The organism is Falsochrobactrum ovis (assembly GCF_003259955.1).
GTDB classification, from domain to species: Bacteria; Pseudomonadota; Alphaproteobacteria; order Rhizobiales; family Rhizobiaceae; genus Brucella; species Brucella ovis_A.
Map to the genome: position 1 here is coordinate 24,751 of NZ_QLMK01000019.1, position 13,633 is coordinate 38,383.

Consider the following 13,633-nt stretch of genomic DNA (forward strand, 5'->3'; position numbering starts at 1 on the left):
GGTTTTATGAGCAAGCGAGGGCGGCATAGGTTTAAAAAAGCCGCCGCCCCTTTGCATGCGATTAGAGTTTTTCGGCGAAAGCCTGCAACTCGTCCAGCGTTGCTTTGATGTCTGTGCGGCTACCGGTGATCAGCTCTTCGAGCATGATACCCCATTGGTTGCCCAGTTCTTGCCAGCGTGGATCTTGCCAGAAAGTTACCTCGGTCCGCTCTCCAGTTGCAGCCATGGCATCGGCCAGGTTTTGGCCAAAGGTTTCTGCATATTTAGGGCTTTGGTAGGTGCTGGTACGTGTGAGTTCACCCGGCTGTCCCGCTTCCAGACGTCGGGCTTCCTGCTCTTTAGAAGTGGCCCAGGCCACAAACAATCCAGCACAGGCTTTATCTTCATCGGTAGCGTTGGCTTTAGAAGCAATCGCAAAACCATGTGCATAACCAGCGCCTGGAAGAGGTGTTGGCGGCACCGCAAATGCTACTTTGTCAGCGACTTGGCTTTGAGCACGATCTACCGACATGCCGCCAAGTGGGGCAGATTCCACAATAAGAGCCACTTTGCCAGCCCGGAAAGCACCGGTAGATTCATCCCATGAACCAGTTTGCGTACCGGGCGCGGAATATTTGAAAAGATCAAGATATTCCTGGGTGGCTTTAACAGCTGCGTCGGAGTTGAAAGCTGGTTTGCCATCCTTAAACCACTCACCGCCATTAGCTTTGAAAAGGGGCATCCAACGCCAAACATTGGCACCAGAACCGCGCTGTCCACGCAATGCGGTTCCGTAGATTCCTTCGTCAGGCGCATGAAGTTTTGCGACGGCTTCTTTATATTCTTCCCAGGTCTTGGGGGGTTCAATGCCAGCTTTTTCTAGCAGATCGGTCCGATAGACCATCAGATCTCCACCGCCCTGAATAGGCGCAAACCATTGTTTGCCGTCATAGGTCGCGGCTGCTCGCATACCAGCGTCAAAATCATTGTAGTCATATTCTTCAGGGTAAAAGCCCTCTAGCGGAACCACCCAGCCAGAAGAAGCAAAAAGCGCAAGATTTGCCTCGTCTATATAATAGACATTGAAGCTTCCAACAGTGGAAGCATCGGCTTGCGATTTTGCGCGCCGATCATTTTCGTTTAGGTAGCTGATTTCGAAACCAGCACCGGAAAGCTCTTCAAACTCGTCAGCATATTCTTCAAGTAGAGTAAGTCCATCACGTGGCTGAGCCAGTACGCGAACATCCTCGCTGCAAATCGCCGTTGCCGTGGCGTTGGACGCGGCGGTGAGTGCGACAATAGCACAACCAGTACGAAGAATTGCACGTATCATTCGATCCTCCTAAACTTTTAGGCAGGACATTCCTCATCCCGTATCCTGCTGCAAACAGTGTTGGAAATATTACAATGAGCGACTAGGTTAGTTTTTATCACAAACTGATACTATTTTGACCTTTTAACAAAGTCTAACACGGTATAATATGGCAATATCATCGGACAATTCCTCCTCTTTGCCCAATGCTTATGCCGCCACACGCGAGAAAATCACGATTCCCGGCGGCAAATCCTATTTGATCCGGCGTGATGATTATCCCAATCCTATCTGCATCTGGAACTATCATCCTGAATGGGAGATCCATTATATCCCTCACGCACAGGGTCTCGCATATGTCGGTGATTATGTGGGCGCTTTTCAGCCGGGCCATCTGGTTCTGACCGGCACCAATTTACCCCATAATTGGATCACTCCGGGCGTTACATATATTCCCGGCCGTGATTATGTTCTCCAGTTCGATGCGGACGCATTGATAAAAATCCGTTCGACCTGTCCGGAATTTGACGTCCTTCATCGCCTGAAACAATTATCCCGCCGGGGGATTGAAATTATCGGCCAAGAGGCCTCTGAAATAGGCGTGAAGATAGAGGAACTGCATCGTTGTCATGATGTTTCCGGACTTGGATTATTCCTTGAAATATTGGAGGGGATTGATCAGGCCCCGCACAAACGTCTTCTCGCAAGCGAGCATTTTGCGTCCCATTATAGTCAACTAACTGATAAACGGCATCGTCGTATCGACCAGGCCATCCAAATTTTACAATCAAATCCGGGTTCTCAGATGCAGCAAGTGGCAGAAGCCGTTGGCCTTACTCCGGCTGCTTTCACCCGCGCTTTCAAACGACTGACCGGAATGAGTTTTTCCACCTATAGTCGCTCAGTGCGTGTTTGGCGGGCGCGAACTTTATTGGTGGAAACTGACATGGCCATAACAGACATTTGTTTCGAAGCAGGATTTAACAATCTCTCCAATTTTAACCGCTATTTTTTACAGGAAACCGGCCTTAATCCGCGCGCCTATCGCAATGCCGCCCATATTCGCGACAGCTCTATCGCGCCGCTTAGAACGGTTGTCTAAGACGTCAATTTAACGCTGAGTTTAGCAACCGGGACCCGCTACGCACTGCGCAGCGTTTGCCGCCGAGTGTGGGAACCTTGACCTCTCTCCACCGTTTGCATACGACCATATTGATTGGAAATCCCCAAAACAATGGAGAAGCGGATGTCTCTTGCAGATAAGAAAATCGCAATTCTAATAGCACCGCGCGGAACTGAGGAACCAGAGTTTACAAAGCCTAAGCAAGCTGTAGAAGCCGCCGGAGGCAAGGTAACTGTTATTGGACTGGAAACGGGAGAAGCGCACACAAATAACAATGATCTTGAACCTAGCGGGACTTATAAGGTCGATCAAGTTGTTTCAGACGTCGCGGCGGACAATTTCGACGCATTAATCATTCCGGGCGGCTCGGTCGGGTCCGACAAGCTTCGTGCCGATGAAAGCGTCATTTCTTTTGTTCGCTCTTTCTTTGAGCAGAAAAAACCCGTCGGCGTTATTTGTCATGGACCGTGGTTGTTGGTCGATGCTGGCATCTTAAATGGTCGAACGGTTACCTCTTATCCATCGATCAAATCAGACCTCACCAATGCCGGTGCAAACTGGGTTGATGAGGAGGTTGTTGTAGACAAGGGATTGGTTACCAGTCGCAGCCCGGATGACCTGCCAGCATTTTGCGCAAAGATTGTCGAAGCCTTCAAAGATGGCAGACAAACGCCATAAACCAGTGATGCGGGCCCTCCGGACAACACATCCGGAGGCAGCATAATCTATATGTAGGCTCGCACGGCGCCATGCGTGGTTAATAAGTAGCCCGGCCACCGGAGAGATCAAAAACCGAAGCGGTGGTGAAGCTGTTCTCTTTAGAGACGAGCCAAGCTATCATGCTTGCAGCCTCGTCAACTTCGAGAAAACGCCCACGCGGAATGCGGCTTAGCATATAATCAATAAATTCTGGTTTGAGCTCGTCAAGGATTCTAGTTTTCGCAGTGGCAGGAGTGACCGCATTTACCGCGATGTTATATTGAGCCAATTCTTTTCCGACTGCTTTCGTCAAGCCGATAACACCGGCTTTCGCGGCGGCGTAAGCGGATGCATTGGGGTTGCCCTCTTTACCGGCGATTGAAGCAATGTTGACAATCCGCCCGTAATTACGCGCTTTCATGCCGGGCAAAACAGCGCGATTGACATAAAAAGTTCCATTCAGGTCAATTTCGATCACGCGGCGCCACTCATCCAGCTCATATTCGTCTAACGGCGCGTTTTTTCCCGCGATACCGGCGGAATGAACCAAAATATCAATACGACCCAATGTCGATTCTACTTCCGCGGCTGCTGAATTGATTGCATTGGGGTCGGTGATATCAACGGTAATGACCGAACATGCGTCGCCAAGGGATTTTTGCGCTTCGTCCAGCTGTTGAGCATCAATATCCCAAAGGCTTACTTTTGCGCCTGAACTGACCAGACGCTGGGCAGAGGCAAAGCCTAGTCCTTGTGCCCCTCCTGTAACAACAGCAATCTGATCATGTAAGTCGATTTTATTCACAATTACTTCCCCTCATCGCATTGCGCGGCTTTTTGCAAAAGCACAGTATGAAAATTATTTCAGTTTCGCAATAAACGAACACCCAACCGTTTCAGGAATAGAAAACGGCACGCGACCATTTTGAAAGAATAATGCAATCAGGAACACTTGGCGTCGAAGGAATCCTGACCCAATAAAGTGCAACCGCATCGCAACACGCTAAAGCGCACGGCTTTACCGATATTATTCACCTCATCGAAGAGTGAGCGGCTCAAGAAAAATGACGAGGCACCTGTTACGGATGCCTCGCCTCATTTCTAACTGCCAATATTATGGCTGGACATATTCCAGTGTGAGTGTTTCCACACCGGCGGAAAACGCGGTACCTTTTTCGGTTTCGACGGCCACTGGCTGCAAAGTAAAGGCTTGTCCGGAACCACCAACAAGAACCTGCGCGCCAGCTCCCTGCCCCAGGCTTGCATCGACTTCTGCCCCAGCATAGGTTCCCGCCAATGCACCGGGCTCGACAGTCGTAGTCATAGCAAGAACGGTCCAGGTCATATGGCCGCCGGTGACTTCTCCCAGCTCCAGCCCATAATCATTGATGGTCCCCTGATAGCTCTGATTGAGCCCGTTGCCGTTTGAAAGTGTGCAATTGATTTTCTGCTTTTGCTCGATAATCAAACCGATACCAGCAGAAACATCACAGGACAGCACACCAACTTCAGCGCTGACCTGCGCAGAACTGATGACGGTCGTTGCTAAAAGAAAGGAAGCACCAAGCCCCCAAATCGTCTTTTTCATCCAATTTTCCCTTCAGGAACCAAATCTGCATATTTTCTTGCAGATAAGTTTCAATAATCGGAAAAAGGTAATTTAGACGTAAACAAAATAACGCGTTTTGAGAGCTGACTTATCTTACCAAAGTGAAACTTCGTCGCATTTATTTCCTTAAAAAAATAAAGCTGAGATTTCAGCTCATTTATCTCTTGCCAGTGAGTGTTGAATCGAAAATTCTCGCAATAATGCCGGAATATTCGTTACAATAAGCATAAAATGCCTCCCGGGCCTTTTCCTTATCCGGTGCCACTGCCAAGCCAGACAATGCCAGTTTCTGATAGAGATCATCAAATTCCTGAGCGTCAAGCGGTGCGCTGGAAACAGACGCCTGCGAGTGGTTGCATTTCACATTTTTCATCTGCTCTGCAATAAGCATCACCGCATCTACACCGGTTTGGCGACTGAGCCGTAAAGAATCGGTTTCTTCTTTATCGAGGCAACTCAATATCAGCGAGGTTGTATCCAGCACTGTTTTGGTTACCTTTACCCAATTGCTGCCTTCATAAATCGAAGGAACATAAGCCAATATGGGTGACAAAGAGTGGGTCTCATGAATTCCCCGAAACCAATTCTCCCACTCATACCACATCTCGTCCTTACCGATCTGCCCGGACTTAAGAAGCGCTTCAATCAGGGTGTTTACATTCGGATTTTTGCCAGTGCGAGCATAAAGCCAGCCCACTTTGCGTTCACGCAGCTGAATGGCGGACTGATATCCGGGAACGAAAGTAAAGATGAGCATGACGATCGCAAGCCCGATTGCAGCTTCATAAACAGCCAAAAACTTGCCCATAAAAGACACTGGCGTGAAATAACCCAAAGTGGTCAAAGCCGAACCGCTTGCACTAAATGCCGCGTCCCAGCTTGGCTCTGCATGAAGCCCCCAAAGAATAAATGTGAAAGAAAACTGGACCAGTAAAAACCACGATATCACCATTGAGATAAGGTATATCGGCATTACCCATGCTTGGATTTTTTGCACCGCCTCGTAATTTGCGCGATCTTTTGCCAGTCTATGAAAAATTCTCAAAACAAAACGCCTGATCACTGTTTCGATAAGATCAGGCTGAGGACTATTGAGCAGAATAACCCGGGCTATAGAACGAAAATAGCAAATAACGCCAGCAACACCGACTAATAGCACGATAATTTTAATCGTCGTGATGATCATTCCGCCCCCCTATTATCGCCCGGAACCGCAAATATTGTCTGCAATCTTGAGGCTCGCCGACGTCCTATGCGCTTACAGCTATGCTCATTTGAAATCGCATTTGGCCATCAGAATGTCCATCTGTTTGACAGACTTCCGCCTGACAGGACGCCTAGCAAGATCGTACAGCAGAGATTGACAGGAAAGAAGTGCGGAAAGCTCAGGCTAGTTGGGGCGTTGTCGGCGCAATTAAACGGTTAGCTTCAACAAGTTGGGTGCCGAAAGTTATTGTTTTCTAAATTAGTTCCAAATAGCTTATAGGCGCAGGTAAAGCTGCTCATCAGAATGGGGTTAATATGTGTACTTCTCTACTTTATAGTGATCAGACAGGGTCTTTTTATGCGGGGCGGACCCTCGAACTTGCAATGGAACTGCCCTATCTGGTGTCTTACCTGCCCAAAGGTACACAATTTGGTTCTGAGACCGATCAATCTCACGTTTTAACCTTTGAAAGCAAATATGATATTTTCGGCGTGACCGTTCCGAACGGAAGCGTGAAAGATTTAAAAATCGTAGAAGGTATTAATGAAGCCGGGCTTAATTTCAGCCTATTGGCTTATTCCGGTGCAGAAGGCCCGCTGAGCAAGCTGGGCGATAAGGAAGCCCCCTTATCTGCAATTGACCTTGGTGCATGGGCGCTCTCGCTTTTCAGCACAGTGGCAGAAGTAAAAGCAGCGCTGGAGACCGAAACTGTTCTGGTGATGCCGTTTGCCGCTCTTGGGGGAGCTAAACCGCCATTCCATTATACTATCCATGACCGCAGCGGAGCGTCGATTGTTATCGAATTTTCCGACGGTGAAAGACGGGTTTACGACAACCCGCTCGGCGTTATGACCAATGGTCCACGGTTTGACTGGCACTTAACAAACCTCAACAACTACACTTTCCTTTCCAATATTGATCAAACTTCGACGCAGTTTGGGCAGGTCTCACTCACACAACCCGATTCGGGCATAGCCACCGCCGGACTTCCCGCTTCAGACACATCAGTCGGGCGCTTCATCCGGGCGGTTTATTATTCACAATTTGCCGAGAAAGCAGCAAATGCCGAGGAATCAATTCAAATTCTTGGCCATGTGATGAACAAATTTGACCGCCCCAAAGGCGCGTCGAAATATAAAAGTGAGCACGCCAGCGTGTTGAGTGCTTCAGCCGCAAAATTAACCAATTCGCCCGCCGCCGAGAAGCCAGAATATATTAGCGAATATACTTCATGGACGACTTTGATCGACCTTAATCAAAACAAGTTTTACTTACGCACCTACGATAGTCTCAATTATGTTTGCTTTGATCTGAACGCAATGGCATCGGGCAAAGCACCGCAAAATGCACCTTTAAAGGCAGTGAAAGCCGAAACTGGCGATGCGACGGCGAAGTTTTTGTCGCTGAAAATGAGCTGAACGTAAAATTCTACGAAAGGAAAACAGAAATTGTTCAATGCTTTCAAGGGTAAAAATATGCGTATTTTAAAACTGGCCGGCATCGTTAGCGTGCTTTCTATAGCGGGTATAGTTAATTCACACGCGGCTGAGGGGCTGATATGCCCTGTTCCGCAAGTTTCTGCCGAGCAGATTGAAGCCGTAAACAAGATTTTGCCTGACTATGAAGATTTTCGCGACCGAGCAAAAATTGCTGGTGCCATAGAAACCATGAAAAATGATGGCGATGATCTGATCAAGATCGTAAACAGCCTCATCGGTGCTTATTGCCCGCTGGTAGAAAAACAACAAGGCTTGTCGCTCGCTCAACAAACCAACGAAGTCAGACATCTTGGCCTGACCGTGACGCGGGAGGCATTTTCTTTATCCAGCGAAAATTCCGTGATTGTGGATGTAGAGCTTCCACAAGCAGTTTTTGAAAAGGTGCAAGAACAATCCAAAGCAAAAGGCGTATTACCGGCGGAATGGATAGAAAATAATATTGAGAAACTGATCGCCGAGTAGCCCAATCAAACCATATTTTGAGAGATGCAGCATACCATCAGGCAAACCATCTCTCGGGAGGAACAAGCATGTCGTTTATCCTAGGCTACACAATATTTATTGATGCCATTGCTCTGCTGGCGCTGATTTTCCTAGCAGGAATGGCGGTTTATCAACAAAAAAGCGCCGGATTAGCAATTCTTGCGCTGGTTGTATCATTCTGGGCGGTCATTCGACTGTTCAACTTCATTTAATCTATCAGATTGATGAATGTCGTCGCGGAACTAAGGGATCATCCCTTAGTTCTGAACCTCTTAATCGGAACTTTGAAAACAAACAGGGCGTTCCTTAAGGTTACGCCCAGTTTCCACTTTGATAGCTCACAATATAGAACCTCATCGCTTCTGCTATGAGAGAAGAAGTACAATTACTGTCCCGCCAACTGTGAGCAATGTATTACCGACCGCACAGGTAACGCTGAAACCCAATGCAGGCACCTGACTTTTGGCCACTTGCGTAATCAGGCTTAAAGATGCGGTTGAGCCGCGCGCTCCTGCACAGCAGCCTAACAGCAATGCGTCATCAAAACGGAATATATATTTTCCGATATAGAGCGAGATTATCAGCGGCAGCGTTGTAACCAGTGCGCCCCACGCAAATACGCTTAAGCCCAACTCTTTGGCCCCAGCCATAAAGCCAGGTCCGGATGAGAGCCCAACAACGGCGATGAATACGGTCAGCCCGACATTATTCATGAACCAGATTGCGGCCGAGGGAATTTGCCCAAAAGTCGGATGCACGGATCGCAGCCAGCCAAAGATAATGCCAGCAAGCAGCACCCCGCCGGAAGATGACAATGTGAGTGGCGCCATGCCCGCATGAACGACGAGCGAGCCAATTAGCGCCCCAAGAACAATAGCACTTGCCACCGAAACCATGTCGGTTTGATCGGACACACGATCGGCAACCCCGAAAATTTTTGATGCTCTGGCGATTGATTGCGACCAGCCGATAACCGTCACCACATCCCCACGATGAATTTCCGTTGTCGGCAATATCGGAATTTGTACGCCTGTCGCACCACGCCTAATGCGACGTAAAAAGATCCCGCGCGCACTGGGCAGTTTTGCAAGTTCAGCCAAGGTCTTGCCATCCATTTTGCGATTGGTGATCACAATATCCACACCTGAGACCGGCACATTCAGCAATTCGGGATCATCGATCTCTTGCGCCTCGTGCCCAAGAAATTGCAGCAATTCTTTTCGACCACCAGACGCGGCAATTATGTCACCGGCCTGCAATATTGTTGAGCCGTCTACATCCAAAATTTCATCGCCGCGCCTTAAACGTTCAATAAAAATCCGTGAGCTCGGAAAAAGTGCTTCGGCCTCTGCCACGGTTTTCCCAGCGATCTTTGTGCCCGGATCGATGCGATAGGCTCTAGCCACAAATCTATGCCAGGCATGCGGCGTATCCGCATCTTCACCCGCGCCGCCCATGCGTTTTTCATAATCCTTACAGACGGCAGCAAGATTAATTCCGAGCAGCTTTGGCGCGACAAATGCCAAAATCAAAGTCGTTCCGATAGTGCCGAAAATATAGGTCATTGCAAAGACTGTAGGAACGCTGTTCGCAATGGTTTGCATTCGCTCTGTGGACATGGGCAAATGCTCAATAGCGTCAATGGCGAGCGGCAACGCGGATGAAATCGTATATGCGCCAGCAAAAATTCCGGCAGCTTCGCCTATTTCGAAACCTGCTAATTTCGCAACTACCACGACTGTGCCGAGACTGAGAATACAAACGATAATCGCATAAATGGCTTGTGGTAACCCGTTCTTGGCCACACCCCGAACAAATTGCGGGCCGACGCTAAAGCCAAGGGCAAAAAGGAACATTAAGAAAAATACGCTCTTAACATCGGTTGAAATCTTTACGTCGAGTTGCCCAACAATAAGCGCCACGATCAAGGTTGCGGCGACCGAGCCAAGTCCAACCCCTCTAAAGTTCAACTTTCCAATGAAAAAACCGCCAGCAAGAGAAAGAAATATCGCAATTTCGGGATACGCTTTTAATGTGATTACAAACCAATGCCAAATAAATTCCAATACACTGGTCATTCTCGATCCTTCTCATTGCGTTGAGGCAATCATAATGAACTTTCGAACATAGAATCCGAAAGCGAAACTTGGAACCGGCGCTGTTTTAAAAGCTTCTCGACGTAGAAACGGCCAAGAGCGTTTCGCCTCTCAAAAATGAGAAGATCCGCTTCCGCAAGTTTCCCTGCCTCATATATCAACGTTAAAATAACTCTTACCAGTTCATTTGTTCTGCGGATGGGCTTATGAAAGCTTTTATGCGCAAAAGATAAATTATCTCTTCGATCTTCACATTAGGGCTTAAACCCGTAGGTGATCGCGCTCGAAGGAATTTATTGAATGCGTTCCAAAACTAGCTCGGCCTTGGTCCCCCACCGGAAAATTACGATGTTATTATTCGCGGCTCATTTCTTTGTAATCATAATTAGCGCTGCTCATATTTTGCTCAGACCAAACCGGCAGCCGGAATCGCGGGCAGCTTGGTTAGTCTTGGTTTTCGCGTTGCCATTCATTGGCGCATTAATGTATTTTTTCTTGGGCCGCACCAATATTGGCCACGAGCGCTCTCAAAAGCTGCGACAGGCATTTTCCGCTCTTCCTCGGCCGGATACTCCGCAGGCGGTGAATTTAGCCGAAACACAACCATGCGCGGACCGGTATGCTGCTCTATTTAAGGTTGGCGAATCTATTAGCGGCTACCAAGCGGTGAGCGGAAATTCTGCGGAATTAATGGCCGATTCCGACGCTACGATTTCTCAAATGATCGCGGATATTGATGCCGCACAAGATCATGTTCATCTGCTTTTTTACATATGGCTGGCTGATAATAACGGGACGAAAATGGCTGAAGCGCTCATGCGTGCCGCGCGGCGCGGAGTCGTCTGTCGTGCTCTTGTCGATAATTTGGGATCTCGTGAATTCATTCAATCGAATTTATGGAAAGAATTGTCAAATGCGGGGGTAAAAACACTGACCGCGCTGGGTGACGGCAGCCCGTGGCGGAGCCTTTTTAAAAGCCGGATCGATTTGCGCAACCACCGGAAAATCTTGGTTATTGATAATCAAATTACCTATTGCGGCAGCCAAAACTGTGCTGACCCGGCATTTCTTCCAAAAGCGAAATATGCTCCCTGGGTCGACGCGGTCATGCGATTTGAAGGCCCGGTCGTGCGGCAAAACCAGCATCTTTTCGCCAGTGACTGGATGGGAAATGGCGGAGACGATATCACCGATATATTGCTACAACCGGCAAAACAAATTTCCAGCGGTTTCACAGCGCAGGTGATCGGCACAGGACCTACTTTTCGCAGTTCGGCCATGCCCGAATTGTTTCAGACTTTAATTTACGCAGCGCAAGAAGAATTATGCATAACGACACCTTATTATGTGCCGGATGCCGCACTGCAAAGTGCTCTACGCGCTAGCGCTAATCGCGGTGTCATTACCACACTCATTCTTCCCGCCCGCAATGACGATTTTGCTGTCGGCGCAACCAGTCGCAGCTATTATGAAGATCTGCTTCTGGCCGGTGTTCATATTTATGAATTCCAGCCGGGCCTGCTCCATACAAAATCAATTACCGTCGATAATGAGGTGGCGCTGATCGGATCGGCAAATATGGATCGTCGGAGTTTTGATCTCAATTATGAGAACAATATTTTGCTGCGCGATAAAACTGCCACAGCCCAGCTAAGAGAACGCCAGCGATCTTATTGCGATCAAAGCCGCAAGGTCACTCTTGACGATGTGAGAAGATGGAGCAATTTTGAACGGATAAAGAATAATGCACTGGCCATTCTCAGCCCGGTCCTTTAGCGCTCGCGACCAGATCAGCTCTCGCAGAGTGGAAATACTGCTCAAATTATGCCCATCGCTTGCGCGAGAGGTAGATGCACGCCACGCTGGCCGTTTATGACCGTCCTTGATAAAAGCCCACTCTGACAATCACGATCATCATCCCAACCAAGGTGATCAATGATCGGATAATAACAAATTCCTTCTACCGGAATTCCGACATTTCGTGCAGCCTTTGCCTCTGCCGCTATCATCCTAAACCACGGTCCGCGATTATCTCCCTCCGCCCCTGTTTCAGAAATTAAAATTGGCCGTCCGTAACGGGCGTAAGTTTCCGTAAGCATTGTCCGGAACGGTCTATATTGGGCATGAGTGGAAGAGATTGCCGGCCCATCCAAAATCCATTGATTGTTTGGATAATAGTTCAACCCGATTATATCCAATAGCTTTTCTTCTCCCCCCAATTGCGGCCACAACCGCCCAGCGATCATGTCGAACGCCTGAAATTGTGCGACCCGCCTTCCTTCCGCTTCCGCCCGCTGCGCTTTGTTTGATGGAAATTCTGGAACAATATTGATAGCGGGTTCGCAGTGGACAAACCGTGCGCGTGGGTCCACCAGCAGGATCTCGTTCATTGCGGCAATTGCCGCACGAGCAAGCTGGCACTTTAATTCAAAGCCTCGGCCACGTGCATGCGGTTTAAAATAAGCAGCTTCCCCGCCCGCCCAAGCGTGAAATGAAATCTCATTAACAGGGCAATAAAACGGCACATCATCCATCTCATCACGAATGATTTTTGCAACTGCTCGCGCAAAACCAGCAAATTGATCAACAAATTTAGCAGTCCAAATATCGATATCATCAGGCCAGCCATAATGAAGAAGGTCCCAAATGACTTGCATCTGGCATGATTTAGCCGCACGCAGCATCGGCAAAAATGACGACCAATCATATTGACCAGCCCCGCCCTCAATTAGATGCCATCGCAAGCCATCACGAACGGTTCGAATATGATAAGATGCAAGCTGTCTATAATCGGCTTCTGCATGGGTTGAATGACCTGTCGATACGAGCAAGTCCAGGCGACGCCCGTCAGAACGTTTATGTGTCGAACATTCAAAGCCACCTTGAAGAAAACTCTGGAAAATTGAAACCGGCGGCGGCGATTGCCGGTCTTCTAATACTTCATCCAGAAGTTTTTCCCACAAAGTGATAATCCGCGCATCTGTAGGAAAATCACGGGCTGACGGTATTAAGATCGCGTGCTGTTCCCGACCTGCCATCCGACTTGCCGCAGCATCTCGGACCTCGCTGCTGGTGCCGACATAACGCCGCGTAAAATGTTTCGGGCCAGCGAGTGCATGCGCTACCAGCCTGCCATATTCTATTAAGGGAGGCTGCCAATATAATCTATCGAGCGCAGGATAAATATCTGCAACGTTTTGACAGGATATAATGAGCGCAAAAGAGGGAATTTTCTGAGCCAGATAATTGACCGTCTCATCAAAGGAAAGATCGTAAGGCGCGGGATCTATGTCCACACCAAGTGCTTCTAACCGAGCGTGATGCTGCTCAGATGTGCCAGCTTCATGAAAGCAGGCAATCACATGAATACGATATTCGTTCGGGTCAAGATGGCGGGCAAGTAAGCTAACAGTGTCCAATTCGTCATCTGCATCTGCCAAACAAGCAAAAACAAACAGAATATCCAAAGCTCCCCGGCCTCGTTCCATCATGTTGGCGCCACGTCCTAGGCCCTTAGAAATTTTGTCATCGTGGAGTGCCCCCGTTTCACCGGACAGATCGGCTAGTTTGATTTAGCCCTGATGAACTGCCGAGGGGAAGCCATCTTGAGCGCGGAATGAGGATGT

11 protein-coding genes and 1 pseudogene are annotated in these 13,633 nt (G+C 48.6%); 6 read left to right on the plus strand and 6 right to left on the minus strand.

Annotation, left to right across the window (positions count from 1 at the left end; translation table 11 throughout):
* Positions 1-61 precede the first annotated feature (61 nt).
* Positions 62-1,312 (minus strand): ABC transporter substrate-binding protein, encoded by a 1,251-nt coding sequence (locus tag C7374_RS14310; protein WP_111576304.1) that lies wholly within the window; start codon positions 1,310-1,312, stop codon positions 62-64.
* 148 nt (positions 1,313-1,460) lie between these two features.
* Here C7374_RS14310 and C7374_RS14315 point away from each other — a divergent pair, with 148 nt between their 5' ends.
* Together C7374_RS14315 and C7374_RS14320 are read left to right on the plus strand one after the other, a co-directional pair.
* Entirely contained in the window at positions 1,461-2,393 is a 933-nt protein-coding gene (locus C7374_RS14315) for an AraC family transcriptional regulator (RefSeq protein WP_111576305.1), read from the plus strand.
* A gap of 144 nt (positions 2,394-2,537) precedes the next feature.
* Positions 2,538-3,092 (plus strand): type 1 glutamine amidotransferase domain-containing protein, encoded by a 555-nt coding sequence (locus tag C7374_RS14320; RefSeq protein ID WP_111576306.1) that lies wholly within the window; start codon positions 2,538-2,540, stop codon positions 3,090-3,092.
* A gap of 79 nt (positions 3,093-3,171) precedes the next feature.
* Here C7374_RS14320 and C7374_RS14325 read toward each other — a convergent pair whose 3' ends face one another.
* The 3 genes from C7374_RS14325 to C7374_RS16295 all read right to left on the minus strand — a co-directional run bounded on the left by C7374_RS14325 (position 3,172) and on the right by C7374_RS16295 (position 5,908).
* Positions 3,172-3,918, minus strand: a complete 747-nt coding sequence (locus C7374_RS14325; protein WP_111576307.1) for an SDR family NAD(P)-dependent oxidoreductase — start codon at positions 3,916-3,918, stop codon at positions 3,172-3,174.
* A gap of 309 nt (positions 3,919-4,227) precedes the next feature.
* On the minus strand, positions 4,228-4,701 hold the full coding sequence (locus tag C7374_RS14330; RefSeq protein ID WP_111576308.1) for a DUF992 domain-containing protein: 474 nt from the start codon (positions 4,699-4,701) through the stop codon (positions 4,228-4,230).
* A 178-nt stretch (positions 4,702-4,879) separates the two neighbouring features.
* Positions 4,880-5,908, minus strand: coding sequence for a hypothetical protein (locus tag C7374_RS16295; RefSeq protein ID WP_210205145.1), 1,029 nt, complete (start codon positions 5,906-5,908; stop codon positions 4,880-4,882).
* A 335-nt stretch (positions 5,909-6,243) separates the two neighbouring features.
* Between C7374_RS16295 and C7374_RS14340 the strand changes: the two genes are divergently transcribed.
* The 3 genes from C7374_RS14340 to C7374_RS16220 all read left to right on the plus strand — a co-directional run bounded on the left by C7374_RS14340 (position 6,244) and on the right by C7374_RS16220 (position 8,123).
* Positions 6,244-7,347, plus strand: a complete 1,104-nt coding sequence (locus C7374_RS14340; RefSeq protein ID WP_111576309.1) for a linear amide C-N hydrolase — start codon at positions 6,244-6,246, stop codon at positions 7,345-7,347.
* Between the two features lie 30 nt (positions 7,348-7,377).
* Entirely contained in the window at positions 7,378-7,890 is a 513-nt protein-coding gene (locus tag C7374_RS14345; protein ID WP_111576310.1) for a hypothetical protein, read from the plus strand.
* Positions 7,891-7,958: 68 nt separating this feature from the next.
* Positions 7,959-8,123, plus strand: coding sequence for a hypothetical protein (locus C7374_RS16220; protein ID WP_170130261.1), 165 nt, complete (start codon positions 7,959-7,961; stop codon positions 8,121-8,123).
* A 153-nt stretch (positions 8,124-8,276) separates the two neighbouring features.
* On the opposite strand, the gene aspT is transcribed toward C7374_RS16220, so the two are convergent.
* The gene (gene aspT / locus C7374_RS14350) at positions 8,277-9,989 is read right to left on the minus strand and encodes an aspartate-alanine antiporter (protein ID WP_111576311.1); all 1,713 of its coding nucleotides are present in this window, start codon (positions 9,987-9,989) and stop codon (positions 8,277-8,279) included.
* A 366-nt stretch (positions 9,990-10,355) separates the two neighbouring features.
* Here aspT and cls point away from each other — a divergent pair, with 366 nt between their 5' ends.
* Complete coding sequence (gene cls / locus C7374_RS14355; RefSeq protein ID WP_111576312.1) at positions 10,356-11,783, plus strand: cardiolipin synthase; 1,428 nt, start codon at positions 10,356-10,358, stop codon at positions 11,781-11,783.
* A 335-nt stretch (positions 11,784-12,118) separates the two neighbouring features.
* Here the strand turns inward: cls and C7374_RS16605 are convergent.
* Positions 12,119-12,985 (minus strand): annotated as a pseudogene (locus C7374_RS16605) (glycosyl transferase family 1); the annotation flags it as partial.
* Positions 12,986-13,633: the final 648 nt, after the last annotated feature.